General features: G+C 67.5%; 18 protein-coding genes. 7 read left to right on the top strand and 11 right to left on the bottom strand.

Going from position 1 to position 19,031, the window contains the following annotated elements:
• Positions 1 to 111: 111 nt before the first annotated feature.
• Positions 112 to 1,035, bottom strand: a complete 924-nt coding sequence (locus AC1D2E_RS22015) for an MBL fold metallo-hydrolase (RefSeq protein WP_478199360.1) — start codon at positions 1,033 to 1,035, stop codon at positions 112 to 114.
• The gene (locus AC1D2E_RS22010) at positions 1,032 to 2,723 is read right to left on the bottom strand and encodes an AMP-binding protein (protein WP_478199359.1); all 1,692 of its coding nucleotides are present in this window, start codon (positions 2,721 to 2,723) and stop codon (positions 1,032 to 1,034) included. Before AC1D2E_RS22010 ends, AC1D2E_RS22015 begins: the two co-directional genes overlap by 4 nt.
• Positions 2,724 to 2,829: 106 nt before the next feature.
• On the opposite strand from AC1D2E_RS22010, the gene AC1D2E_RS22005 reads away from it, so the two are divergent.
• Positions 2,830 to 3,714 carry an esterase/lipase family protein gene (locus AC1D2E_RS22005; RefSeq protein WP_478199358.1) on the top strand — a complete coding sequence of 295 codons (885 nt, stop codon included), beginning with the start codon at positions 2,830 to 2,832 and terminating at the stop codon, positions 3,712 to 3,714.
• Positions 3,715 to 3,735: 21 nt separating this feature from the next.
• On the opposite strand, the gene AC1D2E_RS22000 is transcribed toward AC1D2E_RS22005, so the two are convergent.
• Together AC1D2E_RS22000 and hppD are read right to left on the bottom strand one after the other, a co-directional pair.
• Entirely contained in the window at positions 3,736 to 4,536 is an 801-nt protein-coding gene (locus AC1D2E_RS22000) for a transporter substrate-binding domain-containing protein (protein ID WP_478199357.1), read from the bottom strand.
• Positions 4,537 to 4,562: 26 nt separating this feature from the next.
• Complete coding sequence (gene hppD / locus AC1D2E_RS21995) at positions 4,563 to 5,690, bottom strand: 4-hydroxyphenylpyruvate dioxygenase (protein WP_478199356.1); 1,128 nt, start codon at positions 5,688 to 5,690, stop codon at positions 4,563 to 4,565.
• Between the two features lie 142 nt (positions 5,691 to 5,832).
• Here hppD and AC1D2E_RS21990 point away from each other — a divergent pair, with 142 nt between their 5' ends.
• From AC1D2E_RS21990 to lnt, 4 genes are all read left to right on the top strand, one after another.
• Positions 5,833 to 6,306 (top strand): Lrp/AsnC family transcriptional regulator, encoded by a 474-nt coding sequence (locus AC1D2E_RS21990; RefSeq protein ID WP_478118519.1) that lies wholly within the window; start codon positions 5,833 to 5,835, stop codon positions 6,304 to 6,306.
• Between the two features lie 108 nt (positions 6,307 to 6,414).
• Positions 6,415 to 7,140, top strand: a complete 726-nt coding sequence (locus AC1D2E_RS21985; RefSeq protein ID WP_478172436.1) for an N-acetyltransferase family protein — start codon at positions 6,415 to 6,417, stop codon at positions 7,138 to 7,140.
• Between the two features lie 310 nt (positions 7,141 to 7,450).
• Positions 7,451 to 8,332: an HlyC/CorC family transporter gene (locus AC1D2E_RS21980; RefSeq protein ID WP_478172435.1), complete on the top strand. Its 882-nt coding sequence runs from the start codon at positions 7,451 to 7,453 to the stop codon at positions 8,330 to 8,332.
• On the top strand, positions 8,329 to 9,900 hold the full coding sequence (lnt, locus tag AC1D2E_RS21975) for an apolipoprotein N-acyltransferase (RefSeq protein ID WP_478199355.1): 1,572 nt from the start codon (positions 8,329 to 8,331) through the stop codon (positions 9,898 to 9,900). The genes AC1D2E_RS21980 and lnt overlap by 4 nt, the downstream gene beginning before the upstream one ends.
• A 21-nt stretch (positions 9,901 to 9,921) precedes the next feature.
• On the opposite strand, the gene AC1D2E_RS21970 is transcribed toward lnt, so the two are convergent.
• The 7 genes from AC1D2E_RS21970 to AC1D2E_RS21940 form a co-directional block, all read right to left on the bottom strand.
• The gene (locus tag AC1D2E_RS21970) at positions 9,922 to 11,286 is read right to left on the bottom strand and encodes an FAD-binding oxidoreductase (protein WP_478199354.1); all 1,365 of its coding nucleotides are present in this window, start codon (positions 11,284 to 11,286) and stop codon (positions 9,922 to 9,924) included.
• A 5-nt stretch (positions 11,287 to 11,291) separates the two neighbouring features.
• Complete coding sequence (locus AC1D2E_RS21965; RefSeq protein ID WP_478199353.1) at positions 11,292 to 12,200, bottom strand: ABC transporter permease; 909 nt, start codon at positions 12,198 to 12,200, stop codon at positions 11,292 to 11,294.
• The gene (locus AC1D2E_RS21960) at positions 12,197 to 13,033 is read right to left on the bottom strand and encodes an ABC transporter ATP-binding protein (protein ID WP_478199352.1); all 837 of its coding nucleotides are present in this window, start codon (positions 13,031 to 13,033) and stop codon (positions 12,197 to 12,199) included. Before AC1D2E_RS21960 ends, AC1D2E_RS21965 begins: the two co-directional genes overlap by 4 nt.
• A gap of 38 nt (positions 13,034 to 13,071) precedes the next feature.
• A complete protein-coding gene (locus AC1D2E_RS21955) occupies positions 13,072 to 14,061 on the bottom strand; it encodes an ABC transporter substrate-binding protein (RefSeq protein ID WP_478199351.1) in 990 nt (329 codons plus the stop codon).
• A 58-nt stretch (positions 14,062 to 14,119) separates the two neighbouring features.
• Positions 14,120 to 14,986 (bottom strand): creatininase family protein, encoded by an 867-nt coding sequence (locus AC1D2E_RS21950; RefSeq protein ID WP_478199350.1) that lies wholly within the window; start codon positions 14,984 to 14,986, stop codon positions 14,120 to 14,122.
• 23 nt (positions 14,987 to 15,009) lie between these two features.
• The gene (locus AC1D2E_RS21945) at positions 15,010 to 15,597 is read right to left on the bottom strand and encodes an NAD(P)H-dependent oxidoreductase (RefSeq protein WP_478199349.1); all 588 of its coding nucleotides are present in this window, start codon (positions 15,595 to 15,597) and stop codon (positions 15,010 to 15,012) included.
• A 290-nt stretch (positions 15,598 to 15,887) separates the two neighbouring features.
• A complete protein-coding gene (locus AC1D2E_RS21940; RefSeq protein ID WP_478199348.1) occupies positions 15,888 to 16,571 on the bottom strand; it encodes a TetR family transcriptional regulator C-terminal domain-containing protein in 684 nt (227 codons plus the stop codon).
• A 173-nt stretch (positions 16,572 to 16,744) separates the two neighbouring features.
• Here AC1D2E_RS21940 and AC1D2E_RS21935 point away from each other — a divergent pair, with 173 nt between their 5' ends.
• Positions 16,745 to 17,812 carry an asparaginase gene (locus AC1D2E_RS21935; RefSeq protein WP_478199347.1) on the top strand — a complete coding sequence of 356 codons (1,068 nt, stop codon included), beginning with the start codon at positions 16,745 to 16,747 and terminating at the stop codon, positions 17,810 to 17,812.
• Positions 17,813 to 18,123: 311 nt separating this feature from the next.
• Positions 18,124 to 19,029, top strand: a complete 906-nt coding sequence (glyQ, locus tag AC1D2E_RS21930) for a glycine--tRNA ligase subunit alpha (RefSeq protein ID WP_478172425.1) — start codon at positions 18,124 to 18,126, stop codon at positions 19,027 to 19,029.
• The last annotated feature ends 2 nt before the right edge of the window (positions 19,030 to 19,031 follow it).

Here is a 19,031-nt window from a genome sequence, read left to right as displayed (position 1 = left end):
GCCGATGATAGTGCGGGTTCCCGTGTGAAAGTAGGTCATCGTCAGGCTCTTACAGCCCAAATCGCCCAGCCCCTCAAAAGGCTGGGCGCTTTGCTTTGTGCGCCGCTCCCTTCAGCTATTGCGAATATGCGATCCGTCGCAGCTCGCAGCGCCTGACCTGACCAACTCGTCCAGAATCTCCGAGGCCAACGCCTCGAGCGAGGTGTGGCCGAAAAAGCGCGTCTGKATGGTTGCGAAATAAGGCGTTTGCGCGAGCCATGCGCTCCATTCGCCTCGGCGGATGGTCTGCAGTTCCAGCAGCTTGAACTTCAGCAGCACCTTCAAGGCGTGGCGCGCGTGCTTGACCGGATTGCGCTGGAAGCCGTCGAGCCTGCCGCGGGCCTTCTGCAGTGCCGCAGGCGCATCGTGGAAGACGCTTCCATGGCCGGGAATCACGTGCAGCGGAGCCAGCGACTCGATCAGATCGAGCGTTGCACCGACTTCTTCGAACGAGGCCTCGCCCTGCAGTTCGGGAAAGACCACCCCGAACCCGTTCTCCCAGAGCGCATCGGCCGAGATCAGGGTCCTGGAGTCAGGCTCGAAGAGGATGACCGAATGCGGATCGTGGCCCTTCGCGGCATGGATCTCCCAAGGCAGGTCGCCGAGCCGGATGGCGTGCCCCGGCTCCAGCAGGCCCTCGAAACGAAAACGCGCGCAGCGCTGGCCGGTGGCGCGGAAGCTCAGGGCGTCTTCATCCCAGGCCCTGACTGCTTCGGCCTCACCTGGCGGGATGAAACTGCGCAGCGCCGGAAAACGCTGCTGAAGCGCCTCGTTGCCGCCGCAATGATCGCTGTGCAGGTGGGTGTTGAGCAGCAGATCGAGCGGCCGTCCAGCCAGCGCGCCCTCCATCAGCGCCACGGTCTGCGGCGCGTGGGTCAGGTAGCCGGTATCGACCACCGCCGTCTGCTCGCGCCCCTTGAAGAGCACGTTGTTGGCAGAGAGCCAGCCTCGCTCGAAGACCTGGAGTTGCGCGGGCAGGCCGCCGGCCGCCGTCAAGACTGCGCGCCCGCGCGCAGTTCGCGGCGCAGGATCTTCCCGACGTTGGTCTTCGGCAGCGCATCGCGAAACTCGATTTGCTTCGGCCGCTTGTAGCCGGTCAATTGGTCATGGCAGTAGCGCATGACACCCTCCTCGGTCAGCGCCGGATCCTTGCGGACGACGAAGACCTTGATCGCCTCGCCCTGCTTCTCGTCGGGCACGCCGATGGCGGCGCATTCGACGACGCCCGGACACAGCGAGATCACGTTCTCGAKTTCGTTCGGGTAGACGTTGAAGCCGCTGACGATGATCATGTCCTTCTTGCGGTCGACGATCCGGGTGTAGCCGTCGTCCTGCATCACCGCCATGTCGCCGGTGCGCATGAAGCCGTCGGCGGTGAAGGCCTCTGCGGTCTCGGCCGGCTGCTTGTAGTAGCCGACCATCACGTTCGGGCCCTTGATGCAAAGCTCGCCGGCCTCGCCGGCCGGCAGCGAGCGGCCCTCGTCGTCCTTGATCGCGATCTCGATGCCCGGCAGGGGCAGGCCGATGTTGCCGCTGTAGGCGGTATTGGTGACCGGGTTGTTGGTGCCGATGGCGCAGGTCTCGCTCATGCCCCAGCCCTCGATCATCGGGCAGCCCGTGACCTCGAACCACTGTCGCGCGGTGCCCTCGGAGGCCGCCATGCCGCCGGCTTGCGAGACGAACAATTGGGAAAAGTCGACGGTCTTGAACTCGGGGTGGACCAGCAACGCATTGAAGAGTGTGTTGACCGCCGGGAACATGTGGAAGGGACGCTTCTTCAGCACCGCGATGAACTTGGCCGTGTCGCGTGGATTCGGAACCAGCGTCAGGTGCGAACCCTGGCGGATCGCGAGCAGGCACAGCGTCAGCGCGAAGATGTGATACAGCGGCAACGCGGCGATGCTGTTGACCTTGGACAGGTCGCCCGCGCGCGCCAGCGCCGGCGTGAACCAGGCCTCGGCCTGCAGCGTCGCGGCGACGATGTTGCGATGCGTGAGCACGGCCCCCTTCGACAGTCCGGTGGTGCCGCCCGTGTATTGCAGGAAGGCGATCGAGTCGAGCGTGCTCGGGTCGGCCGCCAGCGTGCGGCCGCGACCCGCCGCGATCGCCAGGGAGAAGGGCGTGACGGTGCGTCCCTCAGTCAGCGCGATCTTGTAGGGCGGCACCATCTTGGCGAGGTGCCGCACGGCGAAAGTGATCCAGGCGCCGTACATGCCCCCCAGAAGGTCGCCCATCGAAGTGACGCACACATGCTTGATGGCCGTGCGATCGATCACCTGCTCCAGCGTGGTGGCGAAGTTCTCGAGGATGACGATGGCCGTGGCGCCCGAGTCCTTGAGCTGGTGCTCGAGCTCGCGCGCCGTATACAGCGGGTTGACGTTGACGCAGGTGTAGCCCGCCCGCAGCACGCCGCAGATCGTGGCCGCGAACTGCGGAATGTTGGGCAGCATCACGGCGACCCGCGCACCGGGCTCGAGTCCGAGCGACTGGAGCCAGGCACCCATCGCATTCGACAGCGCGTCGAGCTCGCCGTAGGACATCCACTGTTCCATGCAGACCGAGAAGGGCCGATCGGCATAACGCTTGAACGATTCGGCGAAAAGTTGTCCGAGCGACCGGTACTGATCCGGGTGGACCTCGTGCGGCACGCCGGCCGGATAGCTCTGAAGCACGGATGTCTGCATGCAATCTCCTTTGGCGCGGATTGTCGGAGCGACCTGCGCCCGGCCGCCAGCGGGCTTGTCCTAGGGTGCTGCCGGCCGGGTCTGATTCGCGTGCGATAGTTGCCGCATGGTTGCACGTGCTCAGCGCTGGTTGGTGATCGGTTGGCTGCTCCTTGCGGTGGTGTGGACGAGCTTCTGGTGGGGCCGGTCGCCGGCGATCGCGATCGCCGGGATGCTGGTGCTGACCTGTTCCCATGCGGCATTTCTGGCGCTCGAGTTCGCGCTCTGCTATTGCGTCGGCGCCAGCGACCCTGTGCCGCGTGCGAGCGCCCGGCAATGCGTCAAGGCCTGGCTGGCGGAAAGCGCCGCGGCGCCGCGCGTCTTCTGCTGGCTGCAGCCATTTCGCTGGCATGCCGTGCCCGACCACCTGCCGCGCGGCCAGCGCCGGGGCGCCGTACTGATCCACGGCTTCGTCTGCAATCGCGCGTTCTGGAACCCGTGGCTGCGTGAACTGCGCGCCGCCGACCGTGCCTTCGTGGCGGTCGACCTCGAACCCGTGTTCGGCTCGATCGATCGCTATGTGCAGACCATCGAGGCGGCGATCGCACGCGTGACCGCCGCCACGGGAAAACCGCCGCTGCTGATCTGCCACAGCATGGGCGGCCTCGCGGCCCGCGCCTGGTTGCGCGACAGCAATGGCGCGCGCGTGCACCGTATCGTCACCCTCGGCACGCCGCACCGCGGCACCTGGCTGGCGCGCTTCGGCCGCACCGCCAATGGCCGCCAGATGCGCATGGGCGGCGAGTGGCTGCAGCGCATCAACGGCGAGCGCGCCAGCGTGCAGCAGGTGCCCTTCACCTGCTGGTATTCGAACAGCGACAACATCGTGTTTCCGACCTCGGTCGCCACGCTGCCGGGTGCGGACAACCGGCTCGCCGCGGGACGCGGCCACGTCCAGATGGCCTTCGATGCCGGGATCCGGCGCGAGGCGCTCGCGCTCCTCGACGACTGAGGCCCGGGCAGTGCGACCGGCCTACTTGAGCCAGCGGTCCATGACGCGCTGGAAGTCGCCGCCGGCCTGCGACAGGTGCAGCCACTGGTCGACGTAAGCCTTGAAGGCGACGTCGTCGCGCGGCAGCAGCCAGGCCATCTCGCCGTACTGCAGCGGCTTGTCGGGGTTGACCGCGCACAGGCCCGGCTTGAGCTTCTGCTGGGTGATCGCTTCGGCCGATTCGGTCACGAAGACGTCGGCGCGGTTGGCCAGGATCTCGTCGAAGATGGTGAGGTTCTCGCCATGCATCGCGAGCTTGGCCTGCTTGAAGTTGGCCCGGGCGAAACGCTCGTTGCTGCCGCCCGGATTGAAGATCACGCGCACCTCGGGCTTGTCGATCTGTGCGACCGTCTGGTACTTGGCGACGTCGGCGCAGCGCGCGATCGGCGTCTTGCCGTTGACCATGTAGGCGGTGCTGAAGAAGGCCAGCTTCTGCCGGTCGGTCGATACCGAGATGCCGCCGACCGCCATGTCGCACTTGCCGGCCCGGAGGTCGGGCAACAGGTTGGCCCAGCTGGTTTTGACCCATTCGGGCTTGACGTTGAGGCTGGCGCTGAAGCTCGCCATCAGGTCGACGTCGATGCCTTCGTAGCTGGCGTCGGGCTTCTGGAAGCTGAAAGGCTTGTAGTCGCCCGGCGTGCAGATGCGCAGCACGCCGGCCTTCTGCACCGCGTCGAGGCGGGAGACCGCCTCGCCCTGGCGCGGCGTCATCGCGCAGCCTCCCAGCGCCAGTGCCGCGGCGGCGAGACAGAGCAGGGAACGAAGCGGGGACGTCGGGCGCATGGAGGCTCCAGGGTGAAAGGGGGCGCCTATTGTGCAGCGGCCAGCACCCCGCGTCGGATCTGGTCGAGCTCGATGCTCTCGAACAACGCCTTGAAGTTGCCTTCGCCGAAGCCGTCGTCGCCCTTGCGCTGGATGAATTCGAAGAAGATCGGACCCAGCTGGTTCTCGCTGAAGATCTGCAGCAGCAGCGCGCCCTTCTTGCCGTCGACCAAAATCCTGCGCTTCTTGAGCGCGGCCACGTTCTCTCCATGGCCCGGGATGCGCTTGTCGACCAGTTCGTAGTAGGTATCGACGGTGTCGAGCAGCTTCACGCCCGAAGCCCGCAATGCATCGACCGTGTGGAAGAGGTCGCGCGAACCCATCGCGATGTGCTGGATGCCCTCGCCGTGGTAGCTGTCCAGGTACTCCTGGATCTGGCCCGCCTTCTCGTTGCCTTCCTCGTTGATCGGGATGCGGATCTTGCCGCAGGGGCTGGTCATGGCCTTGCTCTTGACGCCCGTGACCTGGCCYTCGATGTCGAAGTAGCGGATTTCGCGGAAGTTGAACAGGCGTTCGTAGAAGTCGGCCCATTCCTTGAGCCGGCCGCGGTGCACGTTGTGCGTCAGSTGGTCGATGTAGGTGAGGCCGTGGCCTTCGGGTGCCAGCGCCTCGGCCGCCGAAAGGCCCGGCAACGCCTCGAAGTCGACGTCGTAGAAGCCGATGTTGCCGATGTCGCCGGGCTGGGCGCCGTTCTTGCCGCGCCAGCGGTCGACGAAGTAGATCAGGCTGTCGCCGATGCCCTTGATGGCCGGGATGTTGAGTTCGCCCGGGCCGGCGCCGGGCGCGAAGCCCCAGGCGCCGAGGCCGATCGCGCGCTCGTAGGCGGCCTTGGCGTCCTGCACTCGGAAGGCGATGGCGCAGATGCTCGGGCCGTGCTGGCGCGCGAAGCGCTGAGCGAAGGAATCCGGCTCCGAATTGATGATGAAGTTGATCGTGCCCTGGCGGTACAGCAGCACGTTCTTGTGGCGGTGCCTGGCAATCGGCTTGAAGCCCATCTGCTCGAAGACGCGGCCCATGGCGGCCGGATCGGGGGCGGCGTATTCGATGAATTCGAAGCCATCGGTCCCCATCGGGTTCTCCCAGGGCGTGAAGGCGGCGGTGTCGGTGGTGCTCATGGTTGGATCTCCGTGGGGATTCAGTGTGCGGCCGTGGCAGGACGGCGTCCGTATGGAACTGTAAAAGCGCCGGAGCTCATGATTTCGGCGTTTTTGGGCTCAAAGGTGTCATTCAACACAGGAAAACTGCAAAATCCAAACGATGGATGCACTTGACAAGATCGACCGGCAAATTTTGCGCACGCTTCAGTCCGATGGCCGTGCCACCTACGACCAGATCGCCGAGCAGGTGAGCCTGTCCCCGAGCGCGGTGCTGCGGCGGGTCAAGCGGCTGGAGGAAAGCCGGGTCATCGACCGCTATGTCGCCCTGGTCAAGCCCGAAGCCGTCGGGCTGGGGCTCACCGCCTACCTCAACGTGCGGCTCGAGAAACTGACCGAAAGCCACAAGCGAAATCCCATGGACTTGTTTCGGGCCAGCGTGCAGACTTGGCCCGAGGTCGTCGAATGCGCCGCGCTGACCGGCGAGATGGACTACCTGCTGCGCGTGGTGGTGGCCGACATGGCGCACTACAGCCGTTTCATCATGAACACCCTGCTCAAACACCCCAGCGTCCAGGACTGCAAGACCAGTTTCGTGCTCGACCGCGTCAAGGCGACGACGGCCGTGCCCCTGTAACAACGTGCATCGGATGCCGATAAGCCTGGAGCGGCATTTGTTCACCGATCCGCGGTCGGACAAGCCCCGTCTCCTTGAAGGTTTAGGGAAAACCCTTATATTCCATGCATGCTTACCGCCAAGGCCCTCCTCCTAGCCTCACTCGGCGTCGGCTCGTTCCTGAAGGCGCCGGTGGTTGAGGCGCAGCCGCGCGCCGCCGCGCCGCACCCCGTCATGGTGCCGATCCGCTCGATCGGCCCCCGCGAGCGTGACCGCATCGCCCAGCACCTTCTGGCCCTGCCGCCGCACGACCGCTACCTGCGATTCGGCTACGCCGCCTCCGATGAACAAGTCCAGCGCTACGTCGACGGGCTCGATTTCGAGCGCGACGAGATGTTCGGTATCTACAACCGCCGGCTCGAGCTGATCGCGATGGCCCACCTGGCCTTCGCGCCGGCCGAGCAGCAGCAGGATTGCGCCGAATTCGGCGTCTCCGTCGCCGTGCACGCACGCGGACGCGGCTACGGCGCGCGCCTGTTCGAGCGTGCGGTGGTCGTGGCGCGCAACGAAGGCGTGGGCATGCTGTTCATCCATGCCCTGAGCGAGAACGCCGCGATGCTGAAGATCGCGCGCAACGCCGGCGCGACCGTGGTGCGCAGCGGTTCCGAGTCCGAGGCCCACCTCGAACTGCCTGCTGCCACCTTCGACAGCCGCATGAGCGAGATCGCGCTGCAGCACTTCGCGCAGGTCGACTACCAGCTCAAGACCCGAGCCAAGCAGTTCTGGTCCTTCCTGGCCGAAGTGCAGGAAATCCGCAGCGGCGTGCGCGCCGCGCGAGATAAATCCGCCGCCTGAAAGGAAACACCCCCCGAAGCGCCTGCGGCGCTTCCCCCTCAAGGGGGGCGATACCAGCGGCCCGGCAAAGCCGGTTCCGCGGTATCCCCGGCATCTGGCTGCGCCGGTTTCATGGATCGCGATCGCGTAGTGGACCACTGGCCGCCGCCCTGAAGTCCGGCCGCGCAGCGCGCCGGGCATCGTGGGCCGCCACGGATCCGGCTTCGCCGGGCCGTCGGGGGCGCCCCCTTGAGGGGGAGGCTTGCTACACGCAGTGAGCAAGCTTCGGGGGTGGGTTATCCTTGCGGTTCCCCAACTCCGCCCTCCCGCAGTGGCCGACCCTCACCCTGATCGCGATCGCGCGCCCGTCGAGCGCGAAGACAAGCGCAGCTTTCTCCAGAAGCTCGCCGAATTCATTCACCCCGGGCCCGATTCCCGCGACGAACTGATCGAAACCCTGGCCGACGCCGAGGACAACGACGTCATTGGCGCCGAATCGCGCGTGATGCTCGAAGGCGTGCTCCGCATGGCCGACATGACCGCCGGCGAGGTGATGGTGGCGGCGCCGCGGATGGACCTGGTCAACATCGACGCGCCCTACGACGCGCTGCTGCACCTGGTGATCGATACCGCCCATTCGCGCTTTCCGGTCTACGAGGGCGAGAAGGAAAACATCATCGGCATCCTGCTCGCGAAAGACCTGCTCAAGCTGCAGCGGGCGCCGGGGCTGAACATCCGCGCGCTGTTGCGGCCGCCGACCTTCGTGCCCGAAAGCAAGGGGCTGAACGACCTGCTGCGCGAGTTTCGCGGCAACCGCAACCACCTGGCGGTGGTGATCGACGAATTCGGCCGCGTGGCCGGCCTGATCACCATCGAGGACGTGCTCGAACAGATCGTCGGCGAGATCGAGGACGAGTTCGACATCCCCGAAGACGAGGGCGACATCTTCGGCCTCGCCGACCACACCTACCGCGTGGCGGGCGACACGCCGATCGAGCGCGTCGCCGAAGCCTTCGGCATCACTTTCGACGAGGCGTTGAGCGAGGAGTTCGACACCATCGGCGGCCTGATTGCGCACGAGATGGGCCACGTGCCCAAGCGCGGCGAGCATTACGCGCTCGGCGCCTTCGACTTCGTCGTGCTGCACACCAAGGGCGGCGCGGTGCGCTGGTTCAAGGTCTCGCCGGCGCGCGGCGACGACGCGGCCGATTGAAAACGCTGCTGCGCGCGCTGGGCTTCGGGCTTGCGGGGCTGGCCCAGGCGGCATCGATCGCGGCGCCGTGGGACGGCCGGCCGCAGTGGTGGCTGCAACTGCTGTCGCTCGCTGCGCTGGTGTGGCAGCTCGATGCGCTGCGTCCCGCCCGCGGCACCGCTGACGAAGCGCCCCGGCCCTGGCGTGCGGCGGGCTTCCTCGGCTGGGTTTTCGCGACCGCCTGGCTCTGCGGCACTTTCTGGTGGCTGTTCATCTCGATGCACACCTACGGCGGGCTGGCAGCGCCGCTGGCGGCGCTGGCGGTGTTCGCGCTGGCCGCRGCGCTTTCGCTCTACTACGCCTTCGCCTGTGCCTTGTACGTGGCCTTCGCGCCGCCGAGTCCGTTGCGCTCTGCGGCCTTCTTCGCCGCGCTGTGGACCCTGGCCGAACTGCTGCGCGGCAGCTGGTTCACGGGCTTTCCATGGGGCGCGGGCGGCTATGCGCATGTCGACGGGCCGCTCGCGGTCTACGCGCCCTGGGTCGGCGTCTACGGCATCGGCGCGGTCGCGGCCGGCATCGCGACGCTGGTGCCGCTGGCCTTCCGCCACGCGCGCGGTCGCGCCTTCGCGCTGCCGGTCGGGCTGGCCCTGGTGTTGTTCTGCGTGCCGGCGCTGATCGACCTGGCGCGTGGTACGCCCGCCGACGACGCGGCTCGTTCGCGCCGGCGTATCGGCATCGAACTGCTTCAGGGCAACATCCCGCAGGACGAGAAGTTCATCCCGGGCGGCGGCATCGCGACCGCGCTGCAGTGGTACGGCGAGAAGCTGCGCGATGCCGACGCGCCGTTGGTGATCACGCCCGAGACGGCCTTGCCGCTGCTGCCGTCGCAACTGCCGCCGGGCTACCTGGACGCGGTCGCGGCGCGTTACCAGCGCGGCACCCAGGCCGCGATCGTCGGCCTGCCGATGGGCGACGGCCGCTCCTACAGCAATGCGGTGCTCGGCTTCAAGCCCGGCGAGACGGTGCCCTATCGCTACGAGAAGCACCACCTGGTGCCCTTCGGGGAGTTCATCCCGAGCCTGTTCCGCTGGTTCACCGACATGATGAACATCCCGCTCGGCGATTTCCGCAGCGGCGGGCTGGCGCAGCCACCCTTCGTCTGGCTGGGCCAGCGCATCGCGCCGAACATCTGCTACGAGGATCTGTTCGGCGACGAGATCGGCGCCAACTTCCGCAATGCCGAAGAGGCGCCCACGGTGCTGCTCAATGTCAGCAACATCGCCTGGTTCGGTGATTCGATCGCGATCGACCAGCACCTGGCGATCTCGCGCATGCGGGCGCTGGAGTTCCAGCGGCCGATGGTGCGCGCCACCAACACCGGGGCCACGGTGGTCATCGACCATCGCGGCCGGGTGACGCACGCGCTGCCGCGGCTCACGCGCGGCGTGCTGATGGCGGAAGTCGAAGGGCGGGGCGGGCGCACACCCTATGCGGTGTGGGTGTCGCGCTTCGGGCTCTGGCCGCTGTGGGGGCTGGCGCTGGCGGTCGTCGCTGCGACGCTGGTGATGCACCGACGCCGCGGCGCCTAGGCGGGTCCAGCGGCCGCCTGGCTAGCTCGAGGCCTTCGCCGGCCAGTCGCGCAGCTTGCCCGGGTTCAGCAGGCCGCGCGGATCGAAGCGCTTCTTCATCTCGACGATCTCGGGCGGCAAGGCCCCCCCGGCCTTGCCGTCCTCGACGATGAAGACATGCGGATTGTTGATGCGCACGCCGCGTTCGCGATGCATGCGGATGATCTCGTCCAGCCGCTCCTCGGTCGTGAAGCGCACCAGCTGCAGCGCGCTGCAGGTGAGCAGGCCGTCGAGGTTGCGCAGGAACTCGACGTGCATCAGCACCTCGCCGGCGAACAGCTGTTCCATCTCGGTGATCTGCGCCACATGCTGGCCCGGCACGAAGCTGCTCTGCAGGTAGGTCAGCGACTTGTCGACCTTGAGCGCATGCAGCGTCGTGTGGTTCCAGGTGAACTCCATCAAGGTGCGGTTGCTCTTCTTCACCTCGTCGGCCGTCTTGCGGTAGCTGACGCGGCCGTCATGCGCCTCGGCGAGCGCGAGCATCGGGTCTTCGGAGGATTCCGCGACCAGCGACAGCACCGCGTGGCAGCCCTGCGGCAGATGCTCGGCGAGCTGCGCCAGGTGGTCCGGCACCGGGCTCGCGAAGAAGGCCACTTCGCGCTTCACGATGCCGGGCGCATGCGCCAGCGCGTCGGCGAAGGCCAGCGCCGGGGCGAAGGCGTCGAAGACCACCAGGCTCTCGAGCCACGGATGGGCCGGTGCCAGCGCCACCTCGAGCTCGAGCACCAGCCCGTTGGTGCCCCACAGGTGATGCATGCGCATCGCCTCGGCGCCACGCAGCTCGACGATCCGCGGCTCGGGCTCGATCGTCATCGCACGCAGGCCGAGCACATTGCCGGGCGCGCCGAGCGGGCCGTAGTTGATCGAGCCGACGCCGCCGAAGCCGCCACCGAACAGGCCGCCGAGCGTCGCGCTGCGGTAGGTCGACGGAATGCAGCGCAGCTCCTGGCCGGTGGGGCGGGTGTGCTTCTCGAGTTCGCCGAGCCGGATGCCGGCCTGGGCCCGCGCGATACCGGGGCCCACCCATTGCAGCGCGTTGTAGCCGGTCATGTCGAGCACCACGCCGCCGGCCAGCGGCGTGGTCTGGCCGTAGTTGCCGGTGCCGCTGCCGCGGATCGTGATCGGCACGCCGAGCCGGGCGCAGGCGCCGACCAGCGCGCGGATCTCGTCCTCGGTGCGCGGACGCACGACGGCATCGGCGCGCTTGTCCTTGAGCTGCCGGTCGAGCACCGGGCTGAACCAGGCGAAGTCTTGCGACAGCCGCGCGATGCGGCTGGGGTCGGTGATCCAGTCGAGTTCGGGCAGTTCGAGGTGCAGGCGCTCGATCGAGGTCATGGGTGCGTTCATCGGAGTCAGTCTTGGGAGAGTTCGCTCGCGTGCCAGGAGCCGAGCGCGAGCTTGGTGAGCCAGGCCATCAGCACGAACAGCGCGACGCCGGTCAGCGAGATCAGCAGCAGGGCGGCGAACATGCGCGGGATGTTGAGCTGGAAGCCGGCCTGCAGGATCTGGTAGGCCAGGCCGGCCCCCGAGCCGCCGGTGCCGGCGACGAACTCGGCCACCACGGCGCCGATCAGCGCCAGGCCGCTGGAGATGCGCAGGCCGCCGAAGAAATAGGGCAGCGCGCTCGGGATGCGCAGGCGCACCAGCTGCTGCCAGCGGGTCGCGCGGTTGAGCTTGAAGTAGCTCTGCAGGTCGGGCTCGATGCTGCGCAGGCCGAGCGTGGTGTTGCTGATGATCGGGAACAGCGCGACCAGCGCCGCGCAGACCACCATCGCCGCGCTCGGGTTCTTGACCCAGATGATGATCAGCGGCGCGACCGCGACGATCGGCGTGACCTGCAGCAGCACTGCGTACGGAAACAGCGCGGTCTCGATCAGCTTGCTCTGCACGAAGAGAAAGGAGATCAGCACGCCGGCGAGGGTGGCGACCACGAAGGACAGCACCGTGATCTTGAGCGTCACGAGCAGGGCCATGCCGAGCGGCACCCAGTCGGTGACCAGCGTCTGCATCATCAGGGCGGGCGACGGCACCAGGTAGGGCGGCAGTTCCAGCGCCGTGACCAGGCCCTGCCAGAGCGCGATCAGCACCACGCCGACCAGCAGCGGATACATCACGCGCTGGACGCGCGGCTGCTGCAGCAGCGGAATGCGGGCCGGCTGCTTCGGCGTGGCTGGCTTCGCCGCCGGCCCAGTCCGGGTCGGCGTCGTCGGTGCTTTCATCGCTGGGGTCCCCGCCGCGGTCGTCGGTGCCAGTGCGCTCATGCATCGACCTCGTCATGCGCGCTGCTGGCGCGAAGCAAGCTGTCCTGCAGCGTCTTGGCATAGCGGCTGAACTGCGGCGACACCATGAAATCGGCGCTGCGCGGGTAGGGCTCGTCGATGCGGAACTGCTCGACCACGCGGCCCGGCCGGGCGGCCATCATCACGACGCGGCTCGACAGGAACACGGCCTCGTGGATCGAGTGGGTCACGAAGATCACCGTGAGCTTCTTCTTGCGCCAGAGGTCGAGCAGTTCGGCGTCGAGCTTGTGGCGCGTGATCTCGTCCAGGGCGCCGAAGGGTTCGTCCATCAGCAGCAGGTCGGGCTGGGTCACGAGACCGCGCGCGATCGATACCCGCATCTGCATGCCGCCGGACAGCGCCCGCGGCAAGGCCGTTGCAAAGTTCTCCAACCCCACCAGCTCGAGCGCCTCGGCGACGCGTTCTTCCGCCTCCTTGCGCGGCACGCCGGCGAGGTCGAGCGGCAGCCGCACGTTGCTGCGCACGCTGGCCCAGGGCATCAGCGTCGGCGACTGGAACACGAAGGCCATGCGCCGGCCGCTCTCGTCGATCTGCGCCACCGGCTTGCGCCACACCAGCAGCCGCCCATCGGTCGGCTCGAGCATGCCCGCGACCATCTTGAGCAAGGTGCTCTTGCCGCAGCCCGAGGGCCCGAGCAGGGTGACGAACTCGCCTTCGGCGATGCTCAGGTCCACCGGCAGCAGCGCCTGCGTGCCGTTCGGGTAGGTCTTCTCGGCGGAGAGGACCTCGACCGCCGGGACGGTGTAGCGGGGTTGCGGCGGCAGCGAGTAGGAGGCGGATTCGGTGTCGTTCATGCGGAGCCTCTCGAGAGGGCGCGGAAGCGCCCGATGTGTCAGGGCAGGACCTTGGCGTCCTTCACGAATTCGGTCGTGTAGGTCTTGGCGACTTCCACCTTGGCGGGGTCGAGCAGCTTGGCCGAGACCAGGAAGTCGTAGCTGGCCTTGGCGCGCGCATCGGTGATCACGCCGATGCCCTGCGTGGCCGCGTCGCCGCCCGTGACCATGCCCATCTCCTTGAGCTTGGCGACGCTGTAGGCCAGCTGGTCGTCGGTCATGTTGGGGTTGTCCTTCTTGATCAGCGCATTGGCGGGCGCCGGATCGACGAGGTAGCTCTTCCAGCCTTCGGCCGAGGCCTTGACGAAAGCCGCGACCTGCTTGTTGCGCTCCTTCACGGTCTTGTCCATGCACGAGACGGTGGTCGCGTAGGCCGGGAAGCCGTGGTCGCTGAACATCAGCACGGTGCTCTTCACCCCGGCCTTCTGGATCGCGTAGGGCTCGGAGGTCAGGTAGCCCTGCTGCGCGGTGTTCTTGTCGGCCACGAAGGGCTGGATGTTGAAGGTGTAGGGGCGGGTCTGTTCGTCGGTGAGCCCGAATTTGGCCTTCAGCCAGGGCCAGTAGCCGCGGTTGGCCTGGGCGCCGATCAGGATCGTCTTGCCCTTGAGGTCCTCGAACTTCTTGACGTCGTCGTGCGCGATCAGCACCTGCGGGTCCTTCTGGAAGAAGGCCGCGACGTTGACCACCGGCACGCCGCCTTCGCGCACCTGCATCATCTGGATGTCGCTCGAGCCCATGATGCAGTCGGCCTGGCCGGCGGCCATCATCTGCGTGATGTTGACCTGCGGGCCGCCCATCTTGATCGTGACGTCGAGGCCGTACTTCTGGTAGATGCCCTGGGCGACGGCCTGGTAGAAGCCGCCGTGCTCGGCTTGCGCGTACCAGTTGGTCATGTAGGTGAACTTGTCCTGGGCCTGGGCCGGCGTGGCGGCGGCCAGCGCGAGAGCCGCGGCCAGGGGGGCGAGACGGAGGGCGAGGGGAAGGCGCATGGTAAGGACCTCTCTGAGGGGTTGGAAGCGAAGCGGGAGCTGATGCAAGGAGCGGGCCTCAGGCCACGGCTGCGACGGACGACTGGATGAAGCCCTGCTCGTGGCCGCGGCCCCAGGTGGGCTCCTCGCGCACCACCCAGCGCAGCGCGTGCAATTCGGTCAGCGCCTGCACCCAGCTCGCGGACAGCGTGTCGAGGATCTCCTCGCCCTGCTCGCGCGTCGCGCTGGTCGGGTCGCCGATGACGCCGCTGGGGCCGAAGTCGCGCGCGGTCCAGGCACAGGCCGGGCGGCCGTCGGGCGACAACAGCTTGATCGGGAACGGCGGCGGGAAGTTGGCGGCGGCGCGTTCCATGTGCACCGTGTCGGGCGCCAGCGCGAGCATCAGCGCGGTCTCGGAATGGCCGGCATGCATCGACAGGCGCTTTTCCTGTTCGCTGATCTGCTTGCTGGAAGCGTTCGGCAGCCGCGACACGCCGTGCGGCACGACCACGAAATCGCCATGCCGCAGGCGCAGCTCGCGCGCCGCCATCTCGAGCACCTGGGGCTGGCCGCCGTGGCCGTTGGCGAACAGCAGCTTGCGGAAGCCCGCGCGGTAGATCGACTCGCCGATCTCGATCACGGTCGAGAGCAAGGTGGTGCCGGTCAGGGTCATGGTGCCGGGGAAGTGCAGGTGCTCTTCCGACTTGCCGTAGGTGATGGTCGGCAGCGCGAAGGCGCGCACCTCGGCGGGCAGGCGCTCGAGCGCCTTGCCCATCACGCCCGAGGCGATCACGCTGTCGACCGAACAGGGCAGGTGCGGCCCGTGCTGCTCGATCGCGCCGCAGGGCAGCACGATGACGGTGTTCTCGCGGTCGGGCAGCGCGTCGATCTCGGTCCAGCTCAGGTAGGGCAGGAAGCGGTGGGGCGGGATGTAGCCGTGGAGCATGGGAGTCCTGTGAGGGGAAAGGGTCAGGCGAAGCGGGCCATGGCCTGGCCGACGCGCTGCATGAAGCGTTTCAGCTGGGGCTCGGTCGCCACGTTCATGTGGTAGTGGGCGTGGTAGTCGACGCGCGCCTGCCTGCCGGTGAGGCGCAGCATGTAGCGCGTGACGATCTTGCGCGGCGGGTCGCCCATGTACCAGGCGACCCAGCGCGGGCGGCCGTAGGTCACGACGGCCGAGATGCGCTTGATGTGGGTGAGCATCGGCTTGACGTTCTTCGGGTCGCTGAGGTCGAAGGCGACACCGGGCATGAAGAGCCGGTCGAAGTAGCCCTTGAGCATCGCCGGCAGGCCGAAGCACCAGGTCGGGAAGCAGAACACGATGCCTTCGGCCCACTGCAGGCGCTCGACGTGGCGCTTCAGCGGCAGCTGGTTGCCCGGCACCTCGTGGTAGCCCAGGCGCTCCTCGCGCGACAGCACCGGGTCGAAGCCTTCGGCATAGAGGTCGCAGTCGTCGACCTCGTGGCCGGTCTCGCGCAGCTGGCGCAGCACCTCCTGGTGCAGCGCCGCGTGGAAGCTGGTTTCGACCGGGTGGCAGTAGACGACGAGCACGCGCATGGTGTGTTTGACCGCTTAATCAGAGCAAGTGGTCAGGTTATGCAAGCGACGTGCCAGCGCCTCCGCACCAAAAGCGGGAGGCGTGCTCTTCTGCGCAGCGCAGTCGCGGCGAAGGGGAGTTCAGGCCGGCGCCGGGCCGCCCCAAGGCGGCCTGCGGCCCCCGCGGGGGGCAGCGACCCACACGCAGTGGGGGAGCGTGGGGGCGATCCAGGCCGGCGCCGGGCCGCCCCAAGGCGGCCTGCGGCCCCCGCGGGGGGCAGCGACCCACACGCAGTGGGGGAGCGTGGGGGCTATCCAGCCTTGATGCCGCAGCCGCCGAGCACGAACGCGACCAGCTCGCGCGCGATGGGCTCGCGGTCGACCGGGGCGTCGGGTGGCAGGCCGAGCATCACGCGCGTCTGCAGCGCGTAGTCGGCATAGCTCTGGGTCATGGCCCAGATGTGCATCAGCAGCAGGCGGGCATCGAGCGGCCGCATCAGGCCGCGCGCGATCCAGCCGTTGATGATGTCGACCTTCTTTTGCGTCCAGAGCCGTGCATTCGGCCAGTAGCGCTCGAGGTTGCGGCCGCCGTCGAGCACTTCGCGCGTGAAGATGCGCGAGATCTCGGGGCTGTCGAATGCGTGGTCGAGCTTCTTGCGGATGTAGTCGCCGAGCACCGCGCCGGGGGCGCCGGCGTGGTCCTCGAACGAGAACACCACCTTCCAGTCGTGCAGCACCTGCATCAGCAGCTCTTCGTAGAGCTCTTCCTTGCCGGCGATGTAGTAGTGCAGCTGGGGCTTGGTCAGCCCTGCGCGCGCCGCGATGGCTTGCGTCGAGGCGCCCTTCAGGCCGTGCAGGCTGAATTCGGCGATCGCCGCGCTGCGGATCGCCGCCAGGATGYGCTCGCGTCCGGGCCGCGCGCGCGACAGCGGGCCGGTGGGGGCGGGCATCTGCTGCGCAGCCTGGGGCTCGGAGGAGGCGATCTCGGAAGTCATCTTGTTCGGCGGGGCACCGCGGTGCGATGGTAGCGCTTGCCCGGATCTTGCTCCGGCGGCATGTTCGGTTCGCCGGCATGACCGCATGCGCGCACGGCATTGCGCGCATGCGCCATGGGGCGGGCATTCCGGTATCTTCACGCCGCTTCGCCACACACCCAAGAGGAGTTTCCATGCACTTCGCCACTCGATTCCGCGCCTTGGCGGGCGCCGCCGCGCTGTTCGCAGCCGCGGCCATCGCCCACGCCCAGGCGCTGCCCAATGTCGTGATCCTGGCCACCGGCGGGACCATCGCCGGCGCCGGGGCGTCTGCGGTCAACAGCGCCACCTATTCGGCGGCCAAGGTGCCGGTCGACAAGCTGATCGCAGGGCTGCCCGAACTGTCGAAGGTGGCCAACGTCCGTGGCGAGCAGGTGTTCCAGGTCGCTTCCGAAAGCCTGACCAACGACAACCTGCTGGTCCTCGCCAAGCGCGTCTCGGCGCTCTCGAAGCAGGCCGACGTCGACGGCATCGTGATCACGCACGGGACCGATACGATCGAGGAAACCGCCTACTTTCTGACGCTCACGGTGCACACCCCCAAGCCGATCATCGTGGTCGGCTCGATGCGCCCGGGTACAGCGCTGTCGGCCGACGGCGCGCTGAACTTGTACGACGCGGTCAACGTGGCGGCCAGCAGGGATGCCGCCGGCAAGGGCGTGCTCGTGACGATGAACGACGAGATCCATACCGGGCGTGACGTCAACAAGACGGTCAACGTCAAGACCGAGGCATTCAAGAGCCAATGGGGACCGCTCGGGATGATCGTCGAGGGCCGCAACTACTGGTTCCGCCTCCCGGCAAAGCGCCACACGATGCAGTCGGAGTTCGACATCGACAAGATCGATGCATTGCCGCAGGTCGAGATCGCCTATGGCTACCAGAGCGTGCCGCCGACGGCCATCGACGCACTGGCCAAGAGCGGCATCAAGGCGCTCGTTCATGCCGGCACCGGCAACGGCTCGGTGGCTGATCGCATCGTGCCGGTCCTGCAGAAGGTGCGCGCCGACGGCATCCTGGTGATTCGCAGCTCGCGGGTGCCGGACGGCTTCGTGATCCGCAACGCCGAACAGCCCGACGACAAGTACGACTGGGTGGTGGCGCACGACCTGCGGCCCCAGAAGGCGCGCATCCTGGCGATGGTGGCGCTCACCAAGACCAAAGATACGAAGGAACTGCAGCGCATTTTCTGGGAGTATTGACTCGCCCACCAGGTTGCCCGGCACTTCGTGTCCGGGCGCCCACCCCCTGACCGGGGGGCAATACCTGCGGCCCGGCGAAGCCGGTTCCGCGGGTATTGACTCGCCCCCCAGGTTGCCCGGCACTTCGTGTCCGGGCGCCCACCCCCCTGACCGGGGGGCAATACCGGCGGCCCGGCAGAGCCGGTTCCGCGGTATTTCTGGAACATGCCCCGGCTGGCGCGGGGCGGCTTCAGAGGGGAAGTTATGGCTCGTAAAATGGCCGGTTCGCCGCGTAGTGGGCGCTTTGCCCTCCTGCGGCCACCAGGCCAACCATGCTGACTTTCCAACAAATCATTCTCAAGCTCCAAGCCTACTGGGATGCCCAGGGCTGCGCGCTCCTGCAGCCCTACGACATGGAGGTCGGCGCCGGCACCTCGCACACCGCCACCTTCCTGCGCGCCCTCGGCCCCGAGCCCTGGAAGGCCGCCTACGTGCAGCCGAGCCGCCGCCCCAAGGACGGCCGCTACGGCGAGAACCCGAACCGGCTGCAGCACTACTACCAGTACCAGGTAGTGCTGAAGCCGGCGCCGAGCAACATCCTGGAGCTCTATCTGGGCTCGCTCGAGGCGCTCGGCTTCGACTTGAAGAAGAACGACATCCGCTTCGTCGAGGACGACTGGGAGAACCCGACGCTCGGCGCCTGGGGCCTGGGCTGGGAGGTCTGGCTCAACGGCATGGAAGTGACGCAGTTCACCTACTTCCAGCAGGTCGGCGGCATCGACTGCAAGCCGATCACCGGCGAGATCACCTACGGCCTGGAGCGCCTCGCGATGTACCTGCAGGGCAAGGAAAGCATCTACGACCTCGAATGGGCGCCCGGCCTCAGCTACGGCGACGTGTACCACCAGAACGAGGTCGAGCAGTCGACCTACAACTTCGAGCACAGCGACGCCGACTTCCTCTTCACGGCCTTCGCCGCCCACGAGAAGCAGGCGAAGCACCTGATGGAGGCGCAGCTCGCATTGCCGGCCTACGAGCAGGTGCTCAAGGCAGCCCACAGCTTCAACCTGCTGGACGCGCGCGGCGCGATCAGCGTGACCGAGCGCGCCGCCTACATCGGCCGCATCCGCAACCTCGCGCGCAGCGTCGCGCAGAGCTACTACGAGAGCCGCGAGCGGCTCGGATTCCCGATGGCGCCGCGCGAGTGGGTTGCACAGATGACGAAGAAGGCGGCCTGAGC

This window comes from Variovorax sp. P1_H2 (assembly GCF_056405295.1).
The sequence above is the reverse complement of the archived record's forward strand: the minus strand, read 5'-3'. Positions and strand labels throughout refer to the sequence as shown.